The sequence below is a fragment of the Paraburkholderia aromaticivorans genome (genome assembly GCF_012689525.1).
GTDB lineage: Bacteria > Pseudomonadota > Gammaproteobacteria > Burkholderiales > Burkholderiaceae > Paraburkholderia > Paraburkholderia aromaticivorans_A.
Window position 1 is genome coordinate 2,273,445 of sequence record NZ_CP051514.1, and the last position, 26,743, is coordinate 2,300,187.

The window sequence follows — 26,743 nt, forward strand, 5'->3', positions numbered from 1 at the left end:
GGCGACAGTGGCATCACGCGGGGTAGCTCGCGCAGCGCGACCAATTCCTTGGTGTCCGCAAGTCGGCCTGAGCCGTCATTGGGGCGGGCTGGGTTCTACGTCAGCAATGCGGCGGCGGATTGCTGACGGTGACGGCATCGAGCAGCCGGACGGCAGTTTCCTGCATCGGCGAACTCACACTCCCGACCCGCCTCTGCCGTTGAACGTTACACCGGATGAACGGCAGCTTTCGATGTCCAAGCGTCATCCGTGAGTTCGCGGCCGTCCCCAGTCCCGCTCCTGAGGCATATCATGGCTGAAACGCCCCCGATCGACAGGTCGACGGCGCGACCAGCAGGAGAAGCAGCGATGGCCGAATCCGCGGATGTGATCGTGATTGGCTCCGGTGGACTTGGAGCGGCTACAGCGTATTACCTGGCTAAACGGGGCACCCATCGCGTCGCACTTCTCGAGCGGCACGAAATCGGCTCACAGACCTCTCCGCGAGCGGCTGGCATGGTCAGTTGCCTGCGCAAGAATGACTTGATGATCAACTTGATAACGTTGGCGGCAAGCAAGATCAGGCGATTCTCTGCGGACACCGGCCAGCCGCTGGATTGGGTGCAGTCGGGTAGCCTCAAGGTTGCGCGCCGCCCGCAAGATGCCGAGGTCATTCAGGAAGACATCCTGCGCGGCCGGCGCCACGACCTAGACGTGGAGGAGCTTTCCCTGAACGCGGCCCACCGGCTCAACCCGTTTCTCGAAACGATGGGAGTAGCGGCGGTGATGCGCATCGGCGACGACATGTATTTCAATCCCACCCAACTGGCTGTCGGCTTCGCTCGTGCGGCGCAGGCGCACGGTGTGGAGGTACTGCCGAAGACTCCGGTCACGCGCGTCCTGATTGAGGATGGCGAGGTCACAGGTGTCGACACCACGTGCGGTCGCATGCGCGCCCCGGTTGTCGTCGATGCGGCTGGCGCCTGGACGCGACAAGTGGCCGAAGCCAGCGGAATTCGTATTCCCCTTATCCCGACAGCGCAGCAATTGTTCGTCACCGAGCCGGTACCCGGTTCCCGACCAGAATTGCCGATGGTCCGGATCATGGACGCTGCCGTCTATATGCGGCCCTGTGACGGCGGTTTTCTCTGGGGGGTCTACGAGGACAATCCGACGTTCTTCGACATGAACGACTTCGACACCAACTTCGACGTCAAGGATCTGTCGCTTGATGCCGAGGTGCTCTGGCGCTACGGTCGGGACGTCGAGGCTCAGCTTCCCGTCCTTCTCAAGACAGCGGTGCGTGAGCATCGCGGTGCGCTGCCAACGATGACTGCAGATGGACAGCACATTGTCGGGCCAGTTGCGGCAATTCGTGGATTCTACTTCGCGAGCGGCTGTAATGTCGCGGGCCTGTCCATTGCCCCGGCACTGGGCGAAGCGCTTGCCGCGTGGATCATCGACGGCGCACCTCCAATTGACCTGACGCCTCTTTCTGCCAGCAGATTTGGCACCGGGCCATGGCCAGACGATGAGTTGAAGAAGCAGGCATCGTGGCAGTACCGTCATTTTTACGGCGCAAGATAACCCCGTCGTCGACGTATTCCCCGTGGTCGTTTCGGAGGCGAGCGAGTGTCTTGGGTCGAGCAGAATGGCCACTCCTGGCGACGACGAGACTGACATGATTCGCGCACGAAGGTCCGCGATCTGGGCGGAGCCGACGTTCGAACGTCCGGGAGAAAGCGTGGGCCAAAGTCCGTAACTGGCCGACTACAGCCCGACGCGGTCGGCTGACGTCCGCGCGTGACAGACTTTCAGCGTTTCAGATAACGACAGCCCCGTAGCCGATTTGCAGGGGTTACTCGCCGCCGATATGACCTGCACGTCAGTGCTACGGCTTTCCCGCCGCGTGCATCGCTGCTTTCATGCTCAGTTCTATGTCGTGAAGTTTCGCGCCGAGCTCCACAAAGCTGCTGCGCCCCTCGCCAAATACCTCGCCGTTCATGTAGATCGTCGGCACAACGCTAATATCACGCGCCGACACCTCACTTTGAAACATTCCTCCGTCGATCGTAATGTTGTGAATCCGTGGATTGATCACCGTCATCATGTTCAGCCCTTGCACAACGTCCACACAGCTTTTGCAAGATAGCGAAATATAGGTCTCGAAATAGTAGTCACGTTCTAGCGTTCGAATCTGTTCAATGGTCGTACGGTCTGCTATTACGGGATGTCCTCCAACCTGGAGTATTGCAAGGACAAGGGACGAAAATTCAGGCCCTGTCGGAGTGGCGGCAAACTGGATGCCGGGGTTTCCTCCCGCCTGCCTGATTGAAAATGACGGCTTGCGTTGGTTGCCCCGCTGCTCCTCGATTACCGTCACCAGATCTGTCAACGACGCGATTTCGTTCAGCATCGTCAGCATCTCGTGCGATTTTTGACTACTGCCCTGCGACACGATCAATTCGACAGGTCTGCGAATGTTTCGCAGATACGTCTGCAGTTGTGACCTGAGGCTGACGTTTAACATGTTTCGATCCCTAACGACTTCACAAGTTTATGTCAAGAAGTGCCAGGAGCTGAAAGAAATCTGAACTGAAGGTGCAGCGCCGATCTGCCATCGGAAGCACGAGGGTGCCAGGCAATGCTCCCTCGAACACCGGTCCGTTTTGGTGCTCTATCGCACACGTTCAAAGTGTTCGAGAATCGTCTGATATGGGTGCACTCGTACCTGCTCCGGCGAATACTTCTATAGCACCCGAGCAAGCTCGTGAACACTCTGGGGCAGCCCATAATGAACGTCCGTTCCTGGCTTTTCGTCGGGACGTCGGAGGCGAGCGTGCTACCGGGCTCCGAAGACGCCAATCGCAAGTTCGTGTCGAACGTCATGATTCACAAGATCGGCCATATGGTCCTGACCGTGCTGACTGGCCACGCCACGCTGCAGCGCAACGGGATCACGCGACGCTCTCCGTCATGCGCGCAAGCCTCTCGACCTCGAACTCTGAGCTGAAGTATTCCGGCGCGGTCAAGGAAAAGGTCTCTCGCGGAAAAAGCGGCAGGCACGCGCAAACACCGGCGATGATGCAGTTCCACTGGCCGATCTTCGCGCCAAAGTTATAGCAAATTGGACGGGAGGGACTGTAGTTGTCATTGGCGTTCTGAAAGTCGTTTAAATCTGTCGGTCTGAAATCCACCTCTTCGCTGGTTTTCTTCGGGTTCGTCTATTTATCAAGGACGTGACTCTTCTTGCGCATTTTCTTCGTTCATCCTAGGCGTTTTCTTCCTTTATTGGTCCCGTTTGTCGGGATCAACCGGTTAAGGTTGCTCGCGGGTGGTGGCGCATGATCGGCGCAAGGGGGCCGATCATGAAACGCCAACGACAACGGCAGTGTTCCGGTTGCGGAGCGTTGTTCCGCCCGGACCCGCGCAACGTCAGACACCAGCGGTATTGCAGCGCCCTCGCGTGCCGTCAGGCGAGCAAGGCGGCCAGTCAGCGCCAGTGGCTTTCCCAATCTGAGAATCAGGACTACTTCCGCGGCCCGCAAAACGTCGCGCGGGTGCAGCGCTGGCGCGAACAGCATCCAGGATACTGGCGGCGTTCAGGTGTGCGGGAGGGCGGTGCGTTACAAGATGACTCCTGCGTGCAAGCCATTGAAACAAAAGAGGAATCGCCATTCTTAACGGGCGATGCGTTACAAGATGTCCTGTCGGCGCAACCCGCCGTGCTGATTGGGTTGATCGCCCATCTGACTGACAGTGCGTTACAAGAAGACATCGCGCTGAGCACCCGGCGCCTGCTACAACTGGGACAGGACATTCTGAGCGGGAGACGCGAGCATGGTGATCAAGCGGGTCATCTGCCCTGAGCGGATCCGGCAGGTTCCGGCGCAGTTCAGCTGGATCGATCACCGGCTGGTGCGCGAGCGGTATATCGAGCGCTGTGACGCCTGTGCTGCCGCGCTGTACCTGTTTCTGGTCACCGTTGCTGATGCCCAGGGCCTGAGCTACTACGCGGACACGTCGCTTGCGCAGCGGCTGTCGATGGCCCCGGCGCGCCTGTCGATGGCGCGCAGCGATCTGGTGCGTATCGGCCTGATCGCCTGGCAAAGGCCGCTGTATCAGGTGCTGGCGCTCGATACACCGCCGCCGGAGTCGGCGCCGCCCGCGCCTGCTCAAGCCGACGTGGCGACCCATCTGGAGCGGCTGCACGCGGCGCTGGGCAAACGCCATGCTTGATTACGAGACGTACTGCAGGATCCGCGACTGCCATGACCGGCAGCATCTGACGATCACGCAGACGGCGCGCGCGCTCGGGCTGCATGCGCAAACGGTGGCGAAATGGATCAGGGCGGGCGCGTATCAGCCGCGCCGCTCGCCACGGCGCGCGAGCCGGCTCGATCCGTTCAAGGCGCAGGTGGTTCGCTGGCTCGATGCGCATCCGTATAGCGTTCAGCAGGTCTTCCAGCGCCTGCGCGAAGCGGGCTTCGAAGGCGGCTACACGATTGTGCGCGACTATGTGAGCGCAATCCGCCCACCGCGACACGAGGCGTTCCTGAAACTTGCCTTCACTCCCGGGGAGTGTGCCCAGATTGATTGGGGCGAATACGGCACGATTGATGTGGGCTCGACGCGCCGGCGACTGTCGTTCTTCGTCATGGTGCTGTGCTATAGCCGCCTGATGTATGTCGAATTCACCGTGTCGCAGACGATGGAGCACTTCCTCGCATGCCATGAGCACGCGTTCGCAGCCTTCCATGGTTGCCCGGCCAGGGTGATGGTGGACAATCTGAAGTCAGCGGTACTGCAGCGCCTGGTGGGCGAGGCGCCGGTGTTCAATCCGCGCTATCTGGATGCGGCGCGTCACTGGGGATTCGACATCGTGGCCTGCAATGTAGGAAAAGGCAACGAAAAAGGACGGGTCGAAAATGGTGTAGGTTACGTCAAGAAAAATCTCCTCAACGGGCTTGAGCTCGCCGGGTTCAGCGCGATCAACCCCGCGGCCCAGCTCTGGCTCGAGACCATCGCCAATGTGCGTATACACGGTGAGACGCACCAGCGCCCCGTCGATCTGTTTGCAGCCGAGCAGGCGCATCTGAAACCGCTGAATCCATCAGCCTACGATGTCGCACGCATTGTGACGGTGCGTGCCAGCAAGCAGTTTCGCGTGGCGCTGGACACCAACCATTATTCCGTGCCGGCCCGGTATGCGAGTGCGCGTGTGACGCTCAAGGCATATCCCGAGCGGGTCTGCATCTACCACGACAACCAGCTGATCGCCCGACATGTGCGAAGCTACGATCGCCATCAGGATATTGAGGATCCCGAACATCCCAAGGCACTGCTCGCACAACGCCGCAATGCCCGGGAACAGCGGCTGATGATGCAGTTCCTGAAACTGGGCCCGCATGCCCAGGCCTATTACGACGGACTCGATCAACGACGTACCAATGCGCGACAGCACGTGCGAAAGATCATCGCATTAAGCGAGATCTACGGCGTCGAGGCGGTCGGGCGTGCCATGCGTGATGGGCTTGCGTTTCACGCCTTCAGTTGCGAGTACATCGCCAACATTCTGGAGATGAAAGCCCGGCAGATTCCCGAAGTCGGCGCGCTGCACCTGGTCCGCCATCAGGATCTGCTGGACATCGAACTCGCGCAACCGGATCTCTCGCACTACGGACCGGAGGAGCCCCATGACGAAAGCTGAACACACCACCATGCACCAGCGCAAACCCGCCATCGATACGTTGCCTGCACAACTCACGGAACTACACCTGAGCTACGTGCTGCAACATTACGAGGCACTGGCTGGCGACGCGGGCGCGCAGCACTGGTCGCATGTCGACTATCTGGCCCACCTGATCGAGGGCGAAGCGCATCGTCGCGAGGATCGTAGTATCGCCCGGCGCATCGCCCTGGCCCGTTTCCCGATACTCAAGACGCTCGACCAGTTCGAATGGAGCTGGCCCACCCACATCAACCGGCTGCAGATCCAGAACCTGTTCCGGCTGAACTTCATCGAAGAGTCGGCTAACGTGATCTTCCTCGGCGGCGTCGGGCTCGGCAAGAGTCACCTGAGTATTGCGCTCGGACATACCGCGTGCCTGCGCGGCTACCCGGTGCTCTTCGCTAACGCGGTGGATATCATTAACTCGGTGAACGCCGCCTATGCGCATGGCGGCCTCAAACGCGAATTGCGCCGCTACGTCAAACCGCGCCTGCTTATTGTCGATGAACTGGGATATTTACCCATCGATAAACAGGGTGCCGACGCGCTGTTCCAGATCATCAGTCAACGATATGAAAAGAGCGCAACCATCATCAACTCCAATCGTGCCTTTAAACACTGGGCTGAGATCTTCAACCACGACACCACGCTCACCTCCGCGTTGCTCGATCGCATCCTTCATCACGCCGAGACTGTCGTCATCGAAGGCAAAAGCTATCGGATGAAAGACCAGATCGACCCTGATCCTGCCGCTTGACCGTCTTCAGCATAGTGAGTTTCAAACCGTCCGTTTTGCGTGACATTCGCGCCGCTCCTGACAGTAGTCGACCCGTTCCGGCCTCTGAGGTCCTTTCGGCGAGCGTGACTACCGCGCTCTACAGCGGCCTTCCGCCCCACGCCGCCGGGCCTGACGTAACCGAAGTTCCCCGCTTCCCGGTCGCGTCGGCGTCTACTGCCGACGACTATTCAGGGCTTTCTCGCAAACGCAAGTACGCACGGCATCGGGACTTGCACCTCACCGTTCTCTGTATACTCTGCCGCATCATCGGACACAGCTTTCTGGATCGAAGCCAGCGCCTCGGGTGATTGCGCCTTCAAGATCGCCGCGACACGTACACCGCCGCGCATCAGGACGTCGAAAGGCGTTTCGGGCGCGCGGATACGCAACGTTTGACTGACTTCCGTAGTGCGGGGCTCAACGAAGCCCGCGTCAAGCAGCGCACGCTCCGATTCGTACGAGTCGCTGAAGCGAAAGAAGGGAGGTCCAGGAGGCAGTTGGACATCCATGCGACCGTGCTTCTCAATGGCCTTGAGCACCATCCCGAATCCAACGGTCTGGTCCGGCGGCGCCCAAACGGTAAACGCGATTCTGCCGCCCGGGCGCGGCACCCGAAACGCTTCGTCAAGTGCGGCCTCGGGACGAGCGAAATGCAGCATTCCGAAGCTGATACCAACGGCGTCAAAACTCATATCCGGAAAAGGCAGATCTTCGGCGCTCCCGGGACGGAATGCGAGGTCGGGAAAAATGCGTCTCGCTTGCTGAACCATCGCGTCCGCGAAATCGACACCGACTGCATCGGCGCCACGACGCGCCGCTGCTGCCGCGAGATACCCGGGTCCTGACGCGACATCAAGGAACTGGACGCCGGCACGTACCTCAAGTGCATCGAGCAACGCAGCATTGGACTGCGTCGTCAGTTCGCCAAAATACGAGTGATACGGCTGTGCGACTGTTTCCCAGCCCTGACGCTCAAAGGCGCTGAATTCATCTTGTTCCACATCACACCTCCATCCGGGCTCACCCTATCGCACGCCGACATCGGACTGACGCGATACAAGCCGACGCATGCTGGTCCGGGTAGTGCCGCTGGGCCACTTGCACAAGACTGCATGGAAGTCCCAGAATTGATCTTCTCACGCCACCACCATCGACCAAAATACAGTGAACCGTGTCGTATATGATGTCGTGACGGGACAGGCGATTGCGTCCGCGATGCGCGTCCCTTGTCCCCTTGTATCTTGAAGTTGGGTTTGATGTTCGCGATTTTTAATCATCGTAGGAGGGTGTGGAGCTTGTGGGCGAAGGTGAGCGCGGTGGGCAACGCGCAGCGTTGTCCACGGTAAGCTTACCGGTGCGCCGTAGGCGCATCGTCCACAAGCTCCACACCCTGCCGTTGATTTTTGTTGTTGATGTTGATTTGGCGAAGCTCGTGCAGCCTGCTGTCCCCTGGGGCCTGCAAGCCCGTTTCTTAGCAGATGGCGCACGAGCCGAGCCGCTCATCGGAAGCCCAAACAGTTGTCTGAATCCAGTTCGCATGTACAAGGAGGGGTAATGACGAGCCTGCCAGATCCAACTTCTGCACCGATCACGGTTGGTATTGATGTCGCAAAGGACACGCTGGAAGTGGCCGTAGGCCTGAATGTTCCGTCGTTGAGCCTGACCAACGACATCGAAGGCTTCGATGCCCTGCTGAAACAACTGGCTGCGCATCGGGTCGCGCTTGTCGTCATGGAAGCCACGGGTGGTCTTGAATCGGCGGTGGCCTGTGCACTGCAGGCGGTTGGTTATGCGGTAGCAATCATCAACCCCAGACAGGCACGGGATTTCGCGCGCGCCATGGGGCAACTGGCGAAGACGGATCGCATCGATGCACGTATTCTGAGATTGACCCGGTTCGGCGGATAGATTTGCAGTTGAGTTTTACAGCGGAACGTGTCCTCCGTTCGGTGTTGCGTGGCGGGTTGTCCACGGACGGGCGGCGGGTCGGATATCACGACCACGACGCTGCCCGGCGGTGGGCAACCCGCGCCGCGATGGATTTTGTGTTTTTTCGTATTCCTGCTCGAATTCCATCGGCGAGCAGTAGCCCAGGCTGCTGTGCAGGCGACGGATGTTGTACCACCCCTCGATGAAGCGGAAGATCGCACGCCGGGCCTGGTCTCGCGTATCAAAGCACTCGCGCATCAGCAACTCTGCTTCCAGCGTGCCGAAGAACGACTCGCACATCGCGTTGTCATAGGCATCGCCGGCCGTGCCCATCGACGGTTGTACACCGGCTTCCCGGCAGCGACGTCCAAAGGCAATGGACGTGTATTGACAGCCTTGATCGGAATGTAGAATGACACCGTCATGGCGTCGTTGCTGCAGCGCCATGTCCAGCGCGCGCAACATCAGTTCCGTGTACAGGTGGCTCGACATGGCCCAGCCGACGATGCGCCGGCTGAACACATCGAGTACCACGGCCAGATACAGGAACCCTTCACTGGTCGGCACGTAGGTGGCGTCCGCCACCCACAATACGTTGCTGGCTTCGGCGCTGAAGTGCCGGCGCACCAGATCGGGCGCGCGCCGCGCTCCCGCGCGTTGGCGCGTGGTGAGCTTCCAGTGCCGCCGGCTTGCGCCACACAGACCGGCCATGCGCATCAGACGCGCCACGCGTTTGCGTCCCACATGTACCCCCTCGCGCGCGAGCTGCACATGAATGCGCGGCGCCCCGTAGGTGCCATGCGAACCCGCGTGCAGGGTACGGATGCGCGCGAGCAGTTGCGCATCACTGCAAGCCTGCTTCGACGCTTCACGCACCCGCCACGCGTAGTAGCCGCTGGTGGAGACCCGCAGCAGCCGCGCCATCGTGGCAATGGGCCAGCGAGCCTGGTTCGCCTTCATGAATCCGTACCCTTCGGCGGTACGGCTCCGGTCTCGCGGGCGAACCAGGCGGCCGCCTGGGAGAGGATGTCTCTTTCCATCTTCAGTTGCCGGTTCTCACGACGCAGCCGCGAAAGCTCCTGCCGCTCGGCTGTCGTCAGCCCGTCATGGCGCACGCCCTCGTCGCGACCGGCCTGTGCCACCCAGTTAGATGGTCTGCGCGGTCGGCTCGAACTCCTTTTCCAGTTCCTCCGGCGTACGCCCGGCCTTCACCAGCTCGACCATCTGTGCCCGGAATTCCGCCGGGTACGGGGTACGATGTTTGCCCATTTCGGCACCTCCTCATCAAAAGGATAGGTATCCGTTTTGGCGGGTCAACTTCAATCCCGAGTGAACGGTGAGGACTCGTTTCGTGGGTTAGCGCGAGCTTGGGCATGAAGATCCGCTGTTAGCCTGATCGAGCTTGATCTACTTCGCGTCGAGATAGCGAAAGCTATCGCCGTGGCCTCGTTCATGAGGCGGGGGAACGCCGCACGCTTCTCGAAGAAGTCGCTGTAGGGATCGTCGGGGTCTTTGAGCCCCTCTTGCAGTGGGTGGATGGGCGCATCCCTGAGCCATGGCTTCCTCGTGTCGGCGCTGTTGCGCGCCGCGGTGAGGAGTCGGCCATCTCTACCCAGCTCAGGCACATCCCGCCCATAGCGTGCGGCTCCATCTGCAGCGCCAGCTAGGCCTTTGTTGTAGACGAACCGACGCGAATCCGCAAAGCGGCGCATGCTGCGCCCTTGGTCAAGCCGCTGCCGATAAATTGACGCTTGTCCCCGTCCCGGGTCCGGGCACGGTTTGGTACGGCTCCCGGCACTCTCCGGAAGGGCCGAAGACACACTAGCACTTTCGTTACCCTTTCAAGTCAAGTCGGCGACAGGGCGGGTCGTACATCTAGGTGTACGACCATCGGCGAAAAGCTCGTAAGTTGATGCCGCCATTCGGCGAGTGAAGTTACAAAAGAAACCAATAAGAAAGCTTTAAAATATTGCAAAGACAGGTAGATGAAGGGAAATAGTTAGAAAGAGGAAGATACGGGCCGCGTCGTATCGCCGCGCGTCAGATGTGCATCGCAATCTGGCCCCTTGGAAAGAGAGTGATTTTCAGCGATCTTTCGGGGGATCCCTCCCGCTTCGCAGAACGTTTAATGGACGAGTCTAAAACAGGCCCGTTCAGATGAACCTCTTTAAGCGTTCGAAGCAAGACATCGCGCTCGCGAAGGCCCCCGGCCACTACAGCGAAGATGATCCCGAGAAGATCATTTTCGACGTGAAGACGCGTCTCTTCGTAGAAGCGAACCACTGGAAGATCTTTGCCGCCGTCATGGCGGTGGTCGCCCTCGTTGCCGTTTCCACGCGCAATCCGCCTCCCTCAGTCATCAAGGCCTACGGCGTCTCAGCCGACACTGCCGGTAGCCCTGTGTTGCGCGAGCTTACGACCTACCAGCCGAACGCACTGGCGATCCGCGTTGCCATCAAGGAAACGACCCAGCGCTGGTTCACGATCGAGCCGGTCCTGTCCGGCGACATCAAGCACTCGCGCATGGCCAGCAACATCCGGGCCGTCCAACTGCAGATGGAAGGGAAGGCACAGTCATCGTTCGTCGAATGGCTGAAGAACGATGCCCCGTTTGAGGCGATCGCCTCTGACCCGAAGCTGACCCGTCAGGTGACCGTCACCAATGTCGCCTTGCTCGAAGACTCGACCGTCGTCGTGAACTTCACGACATCGACTTCACAAGGCGAAGCGGATCAACCCGTTGTCCAGAGATTCTCCCTGACGCTTCGGTACGAGGTCCAACCCCCAGCTTCGGACGCTGCACTGGGCTCCAATCCCTTCGGGATTTTTATCCCGTTCTATACGATCGAGAAATCCGCATGATCTCCTTGACTCGCATTGCGGCGCCCATCGTCGCAGCGCTTGGTATGTCGCTGATTTTTGCAACCATGAGCGCGAATGCAGCCGTGACCGAAAAGCATGGCGACATCGATCCGGTCGCTGCGAGCGACGGCGCGTCGGTCAATCCCGCGGGTCAGTTCAACGGCGGCGTCGATCCGGTAACGATGCCGAACGACGCACGTATGGCGGTTTTCACCTACTCGCGCGATCAGATTTTTCGCGTGATGACTGCGCCGCTCAAGACGACAACGATCGAATTTGCGGGTACTGAGAAACTGATCGCGGATCCAGCGATGGGCGACACGATCAGGTGGACGATCGACACGGACGGCGCCAACCACGTGTTCGTGAAACCGAATCAGCCGGGCCTCATCAACACGCTTCACCTGTCTACGAATCTGCGCGAGTACGACATCACGCTCGTCTCGTCGCCTCTCGGCGGGCTCTTCTACCAGACCGTCCGTTTCAACTATCCGGAGTCCCTGATGGCGAAGGTGCGCGAGCACCAGCAAGCCAGTTCGCAAACCGATGCCTCCGCCGATGCAACAAATTCTGGCGCCCTGAACGTCTCGCCGGACAAGTTGAACTTCAACTGGGACGTCCACGGCGACGCCGCGTTCCGACCAGAAACAGTATTTGATGACGGCAAGTTCATCTGGATGCGTATGCCTGCCAACGCACCGTACGCCGTTCCGATCATCAAGGATCACGGCGACAACGTTAGCCCGAACTTCAGCCGCCGCGGTCCGTACCTGGTCGTACAACAGATGGCCGACGAAATCGTGCTCCGCGCGAATCACGACGAGGTGAAGGTTAACCGTCGCCATAACGGCTTGTTCGGTCTCTGAACCGGAGTCACATTGACGTCCATCTCCCCGACCTAAAGGACGGGGATTCCCACTACCGGCGCTCGACGTCCCGAGCGGAGAATGTTCAAGGCAGCATTGGTATCGCGATCATGCACAACACCACAGCTACAGCAAGTCCACTCCCTTATTCGCAAACCTGCGATACCTTTCGGCCGCGTCGCGCTGCCTTTCGACCCGCACGCCGAGCAGGTCTGGGAAGAACCTCTTTCGCTCACCTCTTCGAATGTGGCACCGTGCGCAATCGCTTTGTAGCGGAGCTTGTCTCGGAAGGACGACCAGGACGCGTCATAGACGCTCTTTGCCATCCTGGTTCTGGCGAGTCTGACGGCCGACACGTTGCCGACAGCAATGTAATCAAACCGGCGCACGATATCGAGTGCGAGCTTGTGCTGAAAATCGGCCCGAGCATTCGCAACCTTGGCGTGGCGCTTCGCGATGTGCCGTTTGTGCTTGCGGGCGCGCTGCACCTTCGCAAGCTTTCCGGCTGCACGGCGACCAAACCGGTCATTGGGAGTTTTCTCGCCGTTGGACAGGGCGGCGAAGTCATGCAGCCCAAGGTCGATGCCCACACCGCTATCGATCTGGCGTGGGGGGACATCGGTGAGCTCCACCGCGATATTGAGGAACCAGTTGCCGCGCGCGTCCTGCGCGAAGCAGGTTCCGTCCTTGATCTTGCCATCGGGCAAAGGGCGGCTGCTGAACACGCGAAATGTATTGCCCGCAAACCGGAAAGCCTCGCCCTCGCGCTTAAGGTCGCGTCCCTTAAGTGGTACCCACCCGAGGGTTTTGCGGCCGCGATAGCGCAGGTACGGCCGCCTATGCTGGCTGCGCGACTTCGCATACTGCTCGCACGTCGCGTTGACCGTGCCCGAGTGGATGCCGAGTTCCTTGCTACTGCCGGTCGTCAGCACGTTGAGGTCGAAGCCTGTTGGCCACTTCCTGCCCCACTTGAGCGCGTGTTTCTGCGTGTCGTTGCAGAAATTCCAGACGTAATTCACCGCGCGGCTTTGCTGGGTCAGCAAGCCGTTCAGCGATTTCACCCGGTAGCGGTAAACACGAATCATGCCGTCTATTTTAACGTCAGAATGCCGCCTGCCGGCGGCGCCCCGTTCACTCCCCGTCCTGAAGGGCGGGATTTCTCGGAGCAAATCTGATGAGCACGCCCAACGATCAGAAAGGCTCGTTCTTCAAAGGGAAGACCCCGCGCAACGCGATCCTGGGGGTTGGCTTGATCGCGGCCGTCGTGACAGGCGGTCTCGCCATTTACTACGAGGCCAGACAGGACGCGGAAGCACAAGCCGATGCAGCGGCCAGGAAAACGAAGCAGGAACAGTTCAGCCGCAAACAGGACAACGGCAATCAGGATTTCAATTCCATTATCAATCAGCAGCAGTCGGCCGCTGATCTGAAGGCACAGAATGCGCAACGCGCTCGCCCAGCAAACACCAATACGCCGAGCGCAGACAGTTTCGTCGATCCGGCAAATGGCAGTCGCGGTAACAGAACCGTGAGCCCGGGTGGCGATCAGGACGGCATCTATTCGGCCGGCGTGTTCAAGGGCGGTGGTCATCAGATCCAGGGCAAGCTCGGCACCAACGGCGCTGCCGGTCTCGCTGGCAATCTTCCGGCGCTCGGCGGGGGAGGGGGCGTGCCGACGCCACAGGACATGATGGCAGCGCGGGCGACGGCAGGCCGCAGTGCCCAGGAGGCGATAGCAGCGGTGCAGAGCCAGCTACAGGGGGCCCGGGACCAGGCAGGCGCTGGCAGTTCAGCTGCTTCGCAGCAAAGCGATCTGGGATTCCTGCGCACAGCAAAAACGAGTTCGCAGAGCGGCGCGGGCTTCTCAACGGCAACCTTCGTCGGTCAGGAAAGAAGCTGCTCGCTCGCACCTCCGAATCACATTCCAGTCCTGACGATGGAGAAGCTGAATTCCGACCGTCCCGGCACCGCGTCGCTGCTCGTCACCGAAGACGTGTACGACAGCGTGGCCGGAACGTGCCTGATGATTCCCAAGGGCTCAAAAATCGTAGCGCCTTACTCGTCGGATATTCGTGTCGGTGCGGAGAGCATCATGATCGCGGGCACCGAATTGCGCCTGCCCAACGGGAAGGAAGTGCCGTTGAACGGGGCCGCCGGTGCGGATCAGGACGGCGAAGCCGGGCTCTCTGGAGACGTCAACAACCATTTCTTCAAGATTTTCGGCGCATCATTCCTGACCGCCATTCTGCTGGGCGCCTTTGACAAGAGCTCGACCGTCTCATCGACAGCGACTCCCTACGGTGTCACGCAGGTCGGCGATACGGCGGGGCAGGTTGCGGCGCAAACATCGCAGTCGATTCTCTCGCGCTACCAGAGCATTCCGCCGACGATCACCGTCGAGCCGGGCACGCGCTTCATGATCAAGGTGAACCAGAACATTCACCTGGAGCCGTACCATGGCTAGGCTCGCCGCACTAACCCTCGCGTTGGCGGGCATTGGGGCGACTGCCGCAGCGTCGGCAGGAACCGGACCGGTGATCCAGGACATCATCAGCCCCGACTCTATCGTCCTCGTCAAGGACGGGACCAGGGCGATCACGCCGCTCACCGGCAAGCCCGTGTACTTCTGCGGGATGCGTAGCTTTAAGGACTGGGCACGGCCTCTTCTCGGGCAGGCGGTCTACGCCGACAAGTCCGGCAAGCTGACCGTGGTGATCGACTCGAGGCCAGTCGAGCTCGAGAAGCTGCTCGTCAGCGCCGGCTGGCTCCTGCCGGGCACTCTGGGCGACGACGCGCAGGCCGCGATCACCGAACATCGCGGCGGCTGGAACTGTGCGGGCAATCAGGCCGCTTTCGATCTTTTGCACGGCACGGTCGACCCGAAGGTGCTCGCCGGAATCGCGATGAACGAGTCGAACTACGCCGGTCGCCCCTGGCCATGGACGCTCAACGTTGCAGGTCGCAGCTATTTCTTCAAGTCGCGCGAAGGGGCATATCGCGCGATCACTTACCTGCTGTCGCAGGATCGTTGTGATTTCGATGTTGGGCTTATGCAGGTGAACTGGTGTTACCACCACCAGCGGTTCGTCTCGCCCTGGGATGCGCTGAAGCCGAGCTCAAACATTCAGGTTGCCGAATCGATTCTCAACGAGTACTACCGCAAGACCCATTCTGTCGCGCAGGCGGTGGCTTATTACCACAGCGCCAACCCTGAACCTGGCCGTGAATACCTTGCCCGGTTCGTTCAACACCTTGATCAACTGGAGGCTGGCTCGTGATGCGAATTGCCAGAAACGTCGCCATCGCTTGCGCGTGCATGGCGGGTGCGTTATGCCACGCGGCCAATACCGATCCATTCGACTTCGATTACTCGATTATTGGCTCGAACGCAGACCGTCCGGAATCGGTCTTTAACGACGGCTCGCAAACCTTCATCCAGCCCCGAAGCGACCAGAGCATTACCACTGACGGCGGTCACGTCGAAGGCCCTTACGTCGTGATCGACGGCACGCCCGATACGATCGAGTTCAGGGTCAATAACCGGCCAGCGAGCGCCCACTGGAAGAGCGCGAACTCGTTCATCGGTGGGCCGTCGTCGCCGTCGCAATTCCGCGGCGATCAATCGGCCGGTTTCGCTGGCTTTAGTGATCATCTCGTCATTGTCGGGCAGGTCTCCGCGATCGAACCGGTGCGCGGTATCAGCAGCACCATGACCATTAGCAGTCTTGTCAGGGCACTGGTGCCGCAAGGCTGGAGCGGTTCGGCCGAGAAGGATATCGACCTGACGAACCAGGTGGCCTTCACGACGCAGGACGGCGAAAGCTGGATGCAGGCGCTGGATCGCCTCATGAACCGGGACGGGCTTTTCGCGTCAGTCGATTTTTCGAGCCACCATGTGCGCCTCGAACGATCGGCGCCCAAGTCGATCGCGGTTGCCTATGCGCCGAACACCTCGGAATCCGGGCCGGTCGCGTCGAGCCATTCGCCCGCTCCCCGGGAAGAGGTCAAAGGTTCGGCTAACTATCAGTCGCAACTGGTGAGCGTGTTTGGTGCTCAGGCGATCCGCGACGCGGACGACTCGCACATCCAGATCCGTTTCGCAACGAAGCCGACGGGCGACGTGACTTTCCGGAATCTTGCCGGGGATTCCCTCCACCCCCACTGGGATCGCGACAGCAACGTCGTCACGATCGACCGGGCTCGCGTTCTCGTTGTCTCGGACGGAAAGAACAAGGTCGAGATCGGACGGCAGACCGGCGAGGTATTCGACTTTGAATCCAGTAACGGGGCGCATCTCCAGGCGGCGTTCGAGGCGGATGGTGCGACCTACTTCCGGTTCGCGCCCACGGTTATTCAGGCGTCGGTCACCGATGCAGGAGGGCAGGGCAAGGGCGAGCAAAGAGGCGCGCTGTACAGGTTCGACGGCACGGGCGACCACTTCGTTGCGACTGGGGACGGCGGGACCACGACGGTTACGCGTCACGCGGCAACCCACTTTTACGAAAGGACACCGTCATGAAGCGGATGTCGACTATCACGTTGTTTGTCGTTATAAGTACTACTTACGGAATACCGAGCGTTGCGCATGCCGACTGCCTTGATGAGGCAGCGGTCTACTTCGACCTTGATCCGGTGCTGCTGCACGCGATCGCCAGGCACGAATCGAACATGCGTCCTGACGCGGTGAACCGGAATCGCAACGGCAGCTTCGACATCGGCCTCATGCAGATCAATTCGGTGTGGTTGCCCACACTGCAGGAAAAGGGCATTACGGCCGAATCGCTCAGGAATCCCTGCGTGAACGGTTATGTCGGCGCATGGATTCTCCGCTCGAACGTGGAACGTTTCGGGCAAACGTGGCAGGCAGTTGGCGCTTACAACGCGAGCTCTTCCGACAAGCAGTTGAAGTACGCCAATTGCGTCTACAGCATCTGGACACGACTTCGAAACAGGGCTTTCGAACAACGAGCGAGCGAGCAATGAAACATCACATCCGAACCACAATCTGCCACGCTGCCTTCGGAGTCGCGGCGGTCATGGCCATCAGCGCACTCCCGGCGGCAAGCGCATACGCCGGCAATTCGGGCGTCTTCCAGCCGAATGACGATCAGTTCGGTGCAGGCTGGCAAGTGCTTCAGGCACCCACTGGTCCCGCACCGACTGCACCCGTTGCCGTTGCACCGATCGCTGCGCCCGCGGCGGTAGCAGCGCCGGTCGCCGACGAGCCCCCAAGGTACACGGCACAGGTCGAGCCGGGTAAGCCCGTCGGCGTGCCGAGCGCCTCGCAGCCCTCGAAGGGATCGACTCCGCTTGCCGCCGTGCCTGTCGCGCTTGTCGGGACGCCGAAGCCGCCCCAACCTGCGCCGGTTTCCCTTGTCGCAGCACTCGCGCCGGCTGTGATTCCCGCGGCTGACAAGTTGCCGACCGCGAACAGCCTGTCGAGCGGGGAAACGGTGATGGCTGTGGCGACCTCTGACGCAACGCCAGCCGCGTTGCCAGCCGCGGCGCCAGTCGGCCATACGTTCGACCTGCAGGCCGGAATTTCCCTCGAACAGCAGTTGCAGGCGTGGGCACACGACGCGGGCTGGACGCTGACGTGGAATCTGCCCGACGACTGGATTGTCCCAGGCAACAAATCGTATGGCATTGACTTCGCTCTGGCCACAGAGCACGTGATCGAGCAGGCGGCAAACAACGGCGCGGATATCCGCGGTGACCTTTATCCCGACAACCGCTCGCTGGTTGTCCATCAGGCGGGCGCGTTCCGATGATTCATAGAAAGCAGATTTTCACGCCGACGCTTCGCGCGGGCGCATGTCTTCTGGCGATGGCCATGAACTTCGCCGGCTGCGCTGTTCCGACCATCCACCAGGAACAGACTGACATCGGCAAGGCGGCGGGTTCCGCGGCTGATACGGCGGCCCCGGTCGGTCCAGTGTTCCAGGTTCACGACGGTTCGTGGCTACTCGGCGAGAAGATCCAGGCCAGCAAGCCCCAGCCGGAGATTTACAACCGGATCGTGGATTTCAATTCGGGTAGCTCATCGCCGACACTCTCAGACATCGTCTCGTACCTGTCGGAAGTCGTCCACGTTCGCGCCGAAGTCGATTCGTCGGCAACCAGTATGGCTGCGGCTACGCCGGGGCCACTCCCGGCCGCGCCGATGGCGATCAATCTGACTCAGCGGTCGGCGGGGCACATACCGGACCTCCCAGCAGGCCTTGCTACCAGTTTCGCCGGTGGCACAGGTTTGGCCGCCGGCGGGCCGTCGGGCGGCCCAATCCGCTATCACGGCCAGCTGCGCGGTTTCCTCAACGTGGTGGATGGCCGCTTCGGTGTGTGGTCGCACTACGTCGATGGAACGGTGAGCTTTTACAGGACCGAGACGCGTACCTTCACGATCGGCAGTCTGCCCGACCAGTCCTCGATGTCAGGCTCTATCTCGACGAGTGATTCGAGCAGTGGATCGGGTTCTGAGTCTTTGGGTAGTTCAGGCTCCATCACGCCGGCCGCGTCACCGGGCGGCATCGGCGGCGGCTCGGGTGGTAGCTCGGGCGGAAGCAGCGGACAGCAGATGAGCCTCGCCGTCGGTGTGAGCCCGTGGGCAAGCCTGAAGGATACGGCACAGTCCATCGCGGGTCAGGGCGCTCAGGTCACGGTGGATCCGAACCTTGGCACGCTAACAGTCACCGGATCGCCCCCGCAATGCGATCGCGTCGAAGCGCTGACGAACAACCTCGCTGCCATGTTCGGCAAGCAGGTGGCCATCGATGTCCACGTGTACGAAGTCCGCACCACGGGCGAGGAAAATTACGGTATTGACCTCGCGCTCGCGCTGAAGACGAAATCCGGTCACACAAGCGCGGGCTCGTCGACCGTCTCCATCCCGACGGTATCGAGTTCAGCGACGCCGATGACATTCGGCGCCACGATCCTGCAAGGTCCTTTCGCTGGCACCGGCGCGACGATCCAGGCACTGTCCACGATGGGCGCTGTCTCGGAAGTCGTGTCGCGCTCGGGCATCACGCAGAACGGCAAGGTGCTGGCCCTGCAATCGGCGCAGTCCGTTGGCTACGTTTCTTCGTCTACGACGACCCAAACCGCCTCGGTTGGTAGTTCAACCGCGATCTCAACGAGCACGCTGGTGCCTGGCTTCACGAGTTCGTTCCTGCCGAAGGTGGTCAACGGTCGCATCCTGATGGCGTTCGACATGACGCTCTCGGACCTGCTGAGCCTGCAAACCTTCACATCGGGCACTGGAACGGGGCAGTCCAGCGTGGAGCTGCCGACGATGCAGATGGCTCGCTTCGAACAGTCCGTGACGCTGAAACCGGGCGAAACGCTGGTGTTGACGGGCATGCGTCAACAGTCGGCTTCTTCTACCAACAACGGTGTCGGTGTTCCTCAGAACTTTCTGCTCGGCGGTGGTCTGGATGCGTCGCACCAGCAGACCATCCTCGCCGTAGTCATCACCGCGCGCATTCTTTAAGGGGAACAGCGTCATGAACACTTACCAAAGAACAATCGCGATCGCGCTTGCGACGCTTGTCTCTGGAGGGGCGCTGGCGGCTTCCCCCAGCGCGACACCGGGCTCGATGTCGACGGCACCCGTGCCTGTGTCTGAAATTCCGGAACTCCTGGCCAATGAGCAGGCGCAGACGCCACTACTGATTGCGAAAGCGACGAACGCAAAGCTTCGCGCCGATATCAAGCAGCTGGAACAAGGTCCGAATGCAGCGGGTGGGACGGCGCCGGCCGCCGGCCTGACGAGCCTGATCCAGCCACTCGCGAAGTCGCGCAAGGACCCAGGGGACGTTGCCCTCGTATCAGTTGGCGGTGCTGACGGTTCGTACCGTGCGTACCTTAGCGTGGACGGCCGTACCGTCATCGCCGAAGTTGGTGACACGATTGACAACGGCTGGAAAGTCCTGGCGATCGGCAGCTCCAGCGTCCGGCTTTCGAACGGCAAGCAACAGCGTACGCTGAGGATTTGATCAATGGCTCATGTCCTGACACTCCCTGGCGTCAAAGGTCTGTTCGCAGTCGGCATGTCCTGGCGCCATGAAGAAACCGTGCCCAGGGCAAAGGCCTTGCGTGAACTCGCAGCCAGTATGGGCAAGTGGGGCACGGTCTATACGGCGAGCGGCGGTGGGGTGCAGGTCGGCTTCTGTGACCCGATCGAGGGGCTGAAGAACCCGGGCAAGGCGCGCTCGCTGGCGGCGGCTGTCGCGGAGGAATTTACCCAGCCGTGGCGCGGTATCTTCGAACTGGGCCACGGTCTCTACTGGTATGTCGCGGTTCGGGACGGCCAGGAAATTCTGAACGATGGCGATGTCGTCGGTACCGAGGATGACATGGCTCGCGTTTGGGCAGAGCATGACCGATTGCCCGAGTGGAAGACCGAGATCACGGACAAGCCGATCGACATCATCGCAGATGCGGTCAGGTCCAAGAGCAAGGTGCCACGCCTGCGAGATCTCAGTTATGACCCGGCGATGCTCTATATCGTAGCGGGCGCGGCCGGTCTGCTGGGGCTGGCTGTTGCGGGCGTGGGGATGTACATCCACCACAGACATCAGGAAGAGATCATGCAGCAGCAGTCGCTTGCCGCGCGCGCTGCAGCGCTATCGGCCAAAGCTGCGGCCGATGCAAAGTTGGCGATCATGCCCTGGGCGTCTTTGCCGCTGACGAACGACGTGTTCAGCGCGTGTCAGACCCAGTGGGCTCAGCAGGCCCTGTCGATCAAAGGCTGGGTGCTTAACACCTGGACGTGTCGTGCTGACGCCGCTGGCATCACGATCGCGACGAAGTGGACGCGCAACGGAGGTGTCGCCAGTGACGCGCCGGGCAGGCTGGACGATGGCGGCGAGTTCTCTACACACGAGACCGTGATGGCGCAGACGTTTGGCGGCCTTAACCAGGACGCCCTGACGGGCGAGGCAGCACCGCGGGCAATGTACACGCTGGTGCAGACGTATGGCATCAAGATGCAGCTGGTAAAGCCAGTGGAGATGGTTGCGAAGGAAACCCCGGATGTGCCGAACGCGGCTCCGCCCCCGCCCTGGCTGTCGTACCCGATGACGATGGAGCTTCATGCACCCCCGTGGGTCGAGATCGGGGCCGCGCAGTTCGATCATGTGACCGGCCTGCGTATCTCGAGTATCGGATACGACAGCGACAAGCGGGTGTGGACCACGATGGGCACGTTGTACGGTATTCGCGATACGACGGTTGCGTTAGGGGCTGCGACTGCGGCTGCAGCTGCGGTTGCGGCTTCCGGCGCGGTTCCGACGATGATCGCATCGCCCGGGCCGGCTGCAACGCCGGTTCTGGCGTCGGCTCCAGTCGCGGTTCCTGCGGCGGTTCCTCCGGTGCCTTCATCGTCGGTCGTCAGCGGGCCGGTTACCCCGGCAAGTACGCCTGCCGTCGCGGTAACCCGGCCAGCAGCAGGTCAGCCGAAGGCGACCGACACGAGCCTGACGATGGTTGGGCCGGCGCCAAAACCGGCGGCGGTCGCACCGCTGACGTCGGCAGCCTCGCCGGCTGCTGCCCCGTCCACCACCGCCGGTAACGCGCAGGGTGGCATGGGAGCGCTTGCGCTTGTACAGGCGCATCACAACGCGAACCAGGGCCCGGGCGCGGCTGTCGCGGGTTCACCATCGACGCAGGCGGTGAGACCGAGCCTGTCGGCTATCCCGCCTGGTGTCGGGAATTGAAGTCCGTTATGGGCATTCTTGAGAGCCTCACGGTCAAAAAACTGGTGCCGACGCGCGAGGGCGGCGCTGCGGTGCCAGCTCGCGAGGCGTCACCAGCGTCCACCACCGATGGCGCCGAACGCCCGGTCCTGCAAAGTGGCGTAATTCCGCCTAGACAGGGCGGGACGGTACCCGCGCGTCAGGTGGAGGTCGAGAAGGTTCACAGGATTCCTCTGGCGCCGGCATTGCTGCAGGAACACGTCATTTATCCCGAGACGACGGGCGCACCCTTTGCTGACGTCGCCGTGACGATCGGCGTGCTGACGCCCGAGCGGGCGAGCGAGTTGCAGCGCCTGCAAGTTGCCACGGGCATGACGTCAACGATGATTGCCCGCGAGATGATGAGCATCGCTCAGGAAGAGATTGATGCGGTGCTGCAGTTTCGGGCTTGCACGATCTACGTCGATGCGCGTCACGTCGGACAGAGCGCCTACCAGACCTGGCGGGACGATATTCGCCGGCTCGACCATAGCGTGCGTTTCGAGGAAGTCGATGCCCGTGTGATTGAGGAAATGCGGGCGACGAAGACCTCGATGCAGGTCGCGGAAGCGTCGAAAGGACAGGGCAACCTCAACAACGTAAAGCAGATTCTCTCGTATTGCGCGACGATCGGCGGCAGTGACCTGCATGTGCTCCAGCGGGAAGACCATACGGAGATGCAGATACGGGTGAAGGGCGACCTGAAAACCATGAAGCGCGCGATCCTGAACCCCGCCGAGGGCGAGGCTTTCGTGCGCTCGATGTACACCGGCCTCGCAACCGTCAAGGAAGCGACTTACAACCCGCTCAGTTTTCAGGATGCCCAGATCAAGGGTGATTCCATGCCCGGCACGATGTTGTCGAGCATCCGGATCATCCGCGGCCCCATGTTCCCCGTGGAGACGGGCGGGGGGTTCACCGTCGCCCGTCTTCAATATCTCGCGGCGAAGAAGTACGACAGCACCCAGATCCAGGTTGCCTCGGAACGCCTCGGGTTAGTCGAGCCAGCGAAGCCGGATGGCGATTTTCGACTCGGCAAGATGGGATTCACCCCGCGGCAGGTCGAAATGCTCGAACGTCTGATCCGGCGTTCCATGGGCATCATCGTGGTGACCGGGCCGACCGGCTCGGGCAAAACGACGACGCTGTACGAGCTCACGAAGCAGCAGGCGCGGCTGTTCCCGCATACGCGGCTGGTGACAATCGAGAACCCCCCTGAGTATCCGATGCCGTGGGCGATCCAGCTTGCGTGCAAAAGCGAAGAGTTTCCGCAAATGGTGCGGTACTCGCTCCGGATGGACCCTAACGCGATTCTGCTGGGCGAGGTCCGCGGTGTGGACGAAGCGCTCGCCGCTCTCCAGGCCGCAATGACCGGACACCTGGTGCTGACGACGCTGCACGTGACCGACCCGTTCGAAACATTTTCCAGGCTGGAACTGCTAGACAACGTACGCCTCTCGCGCCAGGTGGCCTGTAACCACAAACAGGTCATCGGACTGATCTCGCAGCGGCGTGTTCCGATTCTTTGCGACAAGTGTAGTCACGCGGGCGCGGAGGCGTTCGAGACGTATCCGGGCTACCTGCAACGTGCCCTGCGCTCGTGGGCGAATGCTCGTCCCTATGGGCTGGAGAAGGTGAAGGTACGCGGGCAAGGATGCCGCGAATGCAATTTCCTCGGAATCATCCGGGAGCAGGCGGTGGCCGAGGTTGTCGTCACCGATGAGCACCTGATGCTGGACTGCATTGACAACGGCGTACTGAAAGCGGGACGCAATCACCGGAAAAGGCCGGGTTCTGACAAGTCGATGATCGAGCACGCGATGGACCTCGTACTCGAAGGGCTGCTGGACCCATCTGATGCTGAACACGAAGTGGATGAAATTCCAGTATGGGAGGGGTAACTGATGGCTGATATTTCCTGGAGCCTGCGCAAAAAGTTCTATGAGCAGGCGTCGACGCAGATCGAGAATGGGCTGGGCCTGACGAAAGTGCTGGGCGATTTTAGGGATCGGCTTACCCGTCGCGGGCGCAAGAAGGCGGGGGCTGCTTTCCATCAGGTGTACCGGCGCGTGGAGGACGGAAAAACCCTGACCGAAGCGCTCGGTCGAAAGATCACCGATCTCGAACGCACCGTGATATCGGCCGGCGAGAAGGCCGGTTCGATACCGAGGTCGATGCGCCTCGTGCTCGACGTGCGTGAAATGACCGCACGCATGATCGGGCAGTTGCGCTCGAGCTTCTTCGCACCGGGCGTCTACATGCTTGCCATGTACCTCGTACTGTTCATCATTGGCGACTATATCGTGCCGCAGTTCACCGCTGCCGTGCCGGTGAAGAAGTGGACTGGCTGGGCGTACACGATGTATCAGATGGGGGATCTGGCAACGAGCTGGAAAACGCCGATCGTATTTGGCGGCATTGCGGCGTATGCCGTGTGGGCGCTGTGGGCCTCGTCGCGCTGGACTGGCGCGGGCCGAACATTCTGCGACGAAAGGATCTTTCCGTTCACGACTTACCGTGAGGTTGCAGGCTTTTCCTGGCTTCTGTCCTTCGGTGCGCTGCTACAGGCTGGCGTGGCGGATACCGTAGCGCTGAAGGGGCAGATCGGGAACAACTCGCCGTGGCTTGCGTCCCGGTTGCGCCCGATCCTGCATCATCTCGAGGACGGTCGCGATCTCGCCACGGCGATGCGCATGTCGGGCCATGGTTTCCCGTCACCGGAACTGATCGATGACATCTCCGCCTATGTCGGATTCCCGAACTTCCCGGAGATGATCGAGAAGGTGTCACGTCAATATGCGAAGACCCTTGAGAAGCAACTGATTGCACGCGGCGCGATGATCTCGTTCCTATTCAGTATGGTGATGTTCGGAGCAATGGTCGTGCTGCAGTTGGGGGCGAACTCGATTTCCACGATTCTCACGGCGAACATGAGTCACGGCTAACGAAAAGGCAATCCGCCGCGCAACGGCCGCAGAGGTTCTGCGGCCGTTTTCTATTTGTACGCGCGATTTAACGTTCTTCCCGCCCGCAGTCGCGAGCGAGCGGCGGTTCTGCGCAAGGGAGCGCGGCGGGTCGCGCAACCCGGGCGAAAGACCCCTGATTTTCACTACCTTTTGGCACGTTTCAGGATGCGCCGAACTCTTTAAATGGTAATGCCCCAGCTCGGTAAAAGCCCGACTGCGAGGGGTACTTATCTAACCGCGCATCACAACAGGGAGTGGGAAACATGGAAGGTATTCTCGGGCGAATCGTCGCCATCGTGCTGGGTCTGCTCGCGCTGGCCGCAGTCGGCTACGCGGCATACAACGGCTTCTCCAACAGCAAGGCGTCGGACGTCGCGACCGGTGTGACGACGGTTGTCGAAAACGCACGTGCGCAGTTCACGCAATCGGCGACCGGCTATACGAAGTTCACCACAGCCAACGTGGCTAGCCTGAACACCGCCGGCATCCTGCCATCGACGTGGTGGAACGGTACGAATGCAGTCGACCCGTGGGGTAATACGGTCGCGTTCGCCGCTGGCGCCGGCGGGACCTCGCAAGGTGCGATCACGTTCGGCGGCGGCGGCTCTGAAACGCAGTCGCAATGCGTGAACCTCGCGCAGAACCTGAAGGACTATGTGACGCTGAAGGTGGGTACGGCGACCTTTACGACGGCTACTCCCGCTGATCCGGTCACGGCTGCGGCTGCCTGCACGGGCGCGGTTGCTTTCGTTCTGACCTTCCAGTAATCGACGGGCGAGCCCAACATGAGCGCGATCGAAGCTGTCGTCGCGTCGGGTGCGGAGCCGCTGGTTTCAGGGGCTCCGCCTGCTGCCTTTGGAACGGTTCCGGAGGCGCGCTCGGCCCTTGAGTCGGCGCAACCGACGCCGGTGACGCTCGCGTCACCGGGTTCACCCCTCGCACAGATCGCGTTTTCCGATCTGTATCTGGAAGCCGACGGGCTGGCCTGGTACAAGAAAGCCCCGAACGACCGGCAAGGTCACCGATTGAGCGGAATCTTGCAGACCGAAGCACGAGCGCTGCTGCAGGACGTGGAGCAGATGACGCTCAACGATGACGATAGCTTCGGATGGGGCGGTCTTATTCTGCGAGCGAAGTGCCTTCCAACACTTAAGGGTCCGGTCTATGTGTTTCGCCGGATCATCGAGAAACCGCTGGATTTTCACAAAATAGGCTATCCGTCGCGACTCTCGCGAGCCCTCATGGCGGCCGAATTCGATGAGGGTGGGCTGGTGCTGATTGCCGGGCGCACAGGATCGGGAAAAACAACCTCTCTCACCGCTTATGTGGCCGAACGTCTGCGGACCTTCGGTGGGATAGCGGTCACGGCGGAGAACCCGATCGAAGTACAGATGCAAGGCCGCTATGCAGGCCTCGACGGAATTGCTGGCGTTTGCTACCAGACGCAGGTGAAGGATGACAGGGACTTCGGCCCGCGCATCAGGGACTTCATGCGTGCGGCGCCGAACATCATCATGCTCGGTGAGATGCGCACTGCTGATGCGGCAGGCCAGGCAGTGCTTGCAGCTACAAGCGGGCACCTCGTTGTGGTCTCGGTTCACGGCCGCGACCCCGTTTCCGTGATCGATCGCGTTAAAAACCTCGTCAATGAGTCTGGCTATGACGTGTCGCTTTTCGCAGACAGTCTCCTGGCCGTGGTTCATCAACAGATGCTTCTCGAAAACATCAACGGCGAGGACCGCAGGCGCATTGTGGCTAAGCCGCTTGTCGTTAAAAACTCAGTGAGCGAAGGGGCGATCCGGGCGCATATCCGCGGAGGCGTCCTTGAACAGATGGTTTCCGAGGTGGAGCGCCAGGAGCGGGTGATGAAGATGCCTGGCAACATGGGGGAGTTCTGA

Annotated in this window: 23 protein-coding genes and 2 pseudogenes; 20 read left to right on the forward strand and 5 right to left on the reverse strand. The window is 60.9% G+C overall.

Going from position 1 to position 26,743, the window contains the following annotated elements; translation table 11 throughout:
- The first annotated feature begins 348 nt into the window (after positions 1–348).
- Positions 349–1,566, forward strand: coding sequence for an NAD(P)/FAD-dependent oxidoreductase (locus tag HF916_RS10645; RefSeq protein ID WP_168788773.1), 1,218 nt, complete (start codon positions 349–351; stop codon positions 1,564–1,566).
- 304 nt (positions 1,567–1,870) lie between these two features.
- Here HF916_RS10645 and HF916_RS10650 read toward each other — a convergent pair whose 3' ends face one another.
- Complete coding sequence (locus HF916_RS10650; RefSeq protein WP_168788774.1) at positions 1,871–2,509, reverse strand: alkyl hydroperoxide reductase; 639 nt, start codon at positions 2,507–2,509, stop codon at positions 1,871–1,873.
- 427 nt (positions 2,510–2,936) lie between these two features.
- Complete coding sequence (locus HF916_RS10655) at positions 2,937–3,176, reverse strand: hypothetical protein (RefSeq protein ID WP_168788775.1); 240 nt, start codon at positions 3,174–3,176, stop codon at positions 2,937–2,939.
- Between the two features lie 171 nt (positions 3,177–3,347).
- On the opposite strand from HF916_RS10655, the gene HF916_RS50820 reads away from it, so the two are divergent.
- From HF916_RS50820 to istB, 4 genes are read left to right on the forward strand one after another with little or no spacing between them, the layout of a single operon-like run.
- Positions 3,348–3,848 (forward strand): hypothetical protein, encoded by a 501-nt coding sequence (locus HF916_RS50820; protein WP_240975187.1) that lies wholly within the window; start codon positions 3,348–3,350, stop codon positions 3,846–3,848.
- Entirely contained in the window at positions 3,820–4,218 is a 399-nt protein-coding gene (locus HF916_RS10665) for a hypothetical protein (protein ID WP_168787652.1), read from the forward strand. Before HF916_RS50820 ends, HF916_RS10665 begins: the two co-directional genes overlap by 29 nt.
- The gene (gene istA / locus HF916_RS10670) at positions 4,211–5,689 is read left to right on the forward strand and encodes an IS21 family transposase (protein WP_168787653.1); all 1,479 of its coding nucleotides are present in this window, start codon (positions 4,211–4,213) and stop codon (positions 5,687–5,689) included. The genes HF916_RS10665 and istA overlap by 8 nt, the downstream gene beginning before the upstream one ends.
- Entirely contained in the window at positions 5,676–6,467 is a 792-nt protein-coding gene (istB, locus tag HF916_RS10675) for an IS21-like element helper ATPase IstB (protein ID WP_206001714.1), read from the forward strand. The genes istA and istB overlap by 14 nt, the downstream gene beginning before the upstream one ends.
- Before the next feature lie 209 nt (positions 6,468–6,676).
- Here the strand turns inward: istB and HF916_RS10680 are convergent, their stop codons facing one another.
- Positions 6,677–7,489, reverse strand: coding sequence for a class I SAM-dependent methyltransferase (locus HF916_RS10680; protein ID WP_168788776.1), 813 nt, complete (start codon positions 7,487–7,489; stop codon positions 6,677–6,679).
- A gap of 553 nt (positions 7,490–8,042) precedes the next feature.
- Between HF916_RS10680 and HF916_RS10685 the strand changes: the two are divergent.
- Positions 8,043–8,372 (forward strand): annotated as a pseudogene (locus HF916_RS10685) (IS110 family transposase); the annotation flags it as partial.
- A 171-nt stretch (positions 8,373–8,543) separates the two neighbouring features.
- Here HF916_RS10685 and HF916_RS10690 read toward each other — a convergent pair.
- Positions 8,544–9,686: pseudogene (locus tag HF916_RS10690) on the reverse strand (IS3 family transposase); the annotation flags it as partial.
- 888 nt (positions 9,687–10,574) lie between these two features.
- Between HF916_RS10690 and HF916_RS10695 the strand changes: the two are divergent.
- On the forward strand, positions 10,575–11,279 hold the full coding sequence (locus HF916_RS10695) for a type IV secretion system protein (RefSeq protein WP_168788777.1): 705 nt from the start codon (positions 10,575–10,577) through the stop codon (positions 11,277–11,279).
- On the forward strand, positions 11,276–12,145 hold the full coding sequence (locus HF916_RS10700; RefSeq protein ID WP_168788778.1) for a TrbG/VirB9 family P-type conjugative transfer protein: 870 nt from the start codon (positions 11,276–11,278) through the stop codon (positions 12,143–12,145). Before HF916_RS10695 ends, HF916_RS10700 begins: the two co-directional genes overlap by 4 nt.
- A 32-nt stretch (positions 12,146–12,177) precedes the next feature.
- Here HF916_RS10700 and HF916_RS10705 read toward each other — a convergent pair whose 3' ends face one another.
- Entirely contained in the window at positions 12,178–13,230 is a 1,053-nt protein-coding gene (locus HF916_RS10705; RefSeq protein ID WP_168788779.1) for an RNA-guided endonuclease InsQ/TnpB family protein, read from the reverse strand.
- A gap of 89 nt (positions 13,231–13,319) precedes the next feature.
- On the opposite strand from HF916_RS10705, the gene HF916_RS10710 reads away from it, so the two are divergent.
- The 12 genes from HF916_RS10710 to HF916_RS10765 all read left to right on the forward strand — a co-directional run bounded on the left by HF916_RS10710 (position 13,320) and on the right by HF916_RS10765 (position 26,743).
- On the forward strand, positions 13,320–14,609 hold the full coding sequence (locus HF916_RS10710) for a TrbI/VirB10 family protein (protein WP_168788780.1): 1,290 nt from the start codon (positions 13,320–13,322) through the stop codon (positions 14,607–14,609).
- Positions 14,602–15,423 (forward strand): transglycosylase SLT domain-containing protein, encoded by an 822-nt coding sequence (locus tag HF916_RS10715; protein ID WP_168788781.1) that lies wholly within the window; start codon positions 14,602–14,604, stop codon positions 15,421–15,423. The genes HF916_RS10710 and HF916_RS10715 overlap by 8 nt, the downstream gene beginning before the upstream one ends.
- Positions 15,424–15,641: 218 nt before the next feature.
- On the forward strand, positions 15,642–16,664 hold the full coding sequence (locus tag HF916_RS10720; protein WP_168788782.1) for a hypothetical protein: 1,023 nt from the start codon (positions 15,642–15,644) through the stop codon (positions 16,662–16,664).
- Positions 16,661–17,128 carry a lytic transglycosylase domain-containing protein gene (locus HF916_RS10725; protein WP_168788783.1) on the forward strand — a complete coding sequence of 156 codons (468 nt, stop codon included), beginning with the start codon at positions 16,661–16,663 and terminating at the stop codon, positions 17,126–17,128. The genes HF916_RS10720 and HF916_RS10725 overlap by 4 nt, the downstream gene beginning before the upstream one ends.
- Positions 17,125–17,916, forward strand: a complete 792-nt coding sequence (locus tag HF916_RS51455; RefSeq protein ID WP_277352258.1) for a toxin co-regulated pilus biosynthesis Q family protein — start codon at positions 17,125–17,127, stop codon at positions 17,914–17,916. Before HF916_RS10725 ends, HF916_RS51455 begins: the two co-directional genes overlap by 4 nt.
- Positions 17,913–19,634 carry a pilus assembly protein PilN gene (locus HF916_RS10735; RefSeq protein WP_168788784.1) on the forward strand — a complete coding sequence of 574 codons (1,722 nt, stop codon included), beginning with the start codon at positions 17,913–17,915 and terminating at the stop codon, positions 19,632–19,634. Before HF916_RS51455 ends, HF916_RS10735 begins: the two co-directional genes overlap by 4 nt.
- Before the next feature lie 13 nt (positions 19,635–19,647).
- Complete coding sequence (pilP, locus tag HF916_RS10740) at positions 19,648–20,139, forward strand: type IV pilus biogenesis protein PilP (RefSeq protein ID WP_206001730.1); 492 nt, start codon at positions 19,648–19,650, stop codon at positions 20,137–20,139.
- A gap of 3 nt (positions 20,140–20,142) precedes the next feature.
- Positions 20,143–21,861, forward strand: a complete 1,719-nt coding sequence (pilO2, locus tag HF916_RS10745; RefSeq protein WP_168788786.1) for a type 4b pilus protein PilO2 — start codon at positions 20,143–20,145, stop codon at positions 21,859–21,861.
- 8 nt (positions 21,862–21,869) lie between these two features.
- A complete protein-coding gene (locus HF916_RS10750) occupies positions 21,870–23,780 on the forward strand; it encodes an ATPase, T2SS/T4P/T4SS family (RefSeq protein WP_168788787.1) in 1,911 nt (636 codons plus the stop codon).
- 3 nt (positions 23,781–23,783) lie between these two features.
- The gene (locus HF916_RS10755; protein WP_168788788.1) at positions 23,784–24,824 is read left to right on the forward strand and encodes a type II secretion system F family protein; all 1,041 of its coding nucleotides are present in this window, start codon (positions 23,784–23,786) and stop codon (positions 24,822–24,824) included.
- Between the two features lie 284 nt (positions 24,825–25,108).
- Entirely contained in the window at positions 25,109–25,612 is a 504-nt protein-coding gene (locus HF916_RS10760) for a prepilin type IV pili (RefSeq protein ID WP_168788789.1), read from the forward strand.
- A gap of 18 nt (positions 25,613–25,630) precedes the next feature.
- Positions 25,631–26,743, forward strand: coding sequence for an ATPase, T2SS/T4P/T4SS family (locus tag HF916_RS10765; RefSeq protein WP_168788790.1), 1,113 nt, complete (start codon positions 25,631–25,633; stop codon positions 26,741–26,743).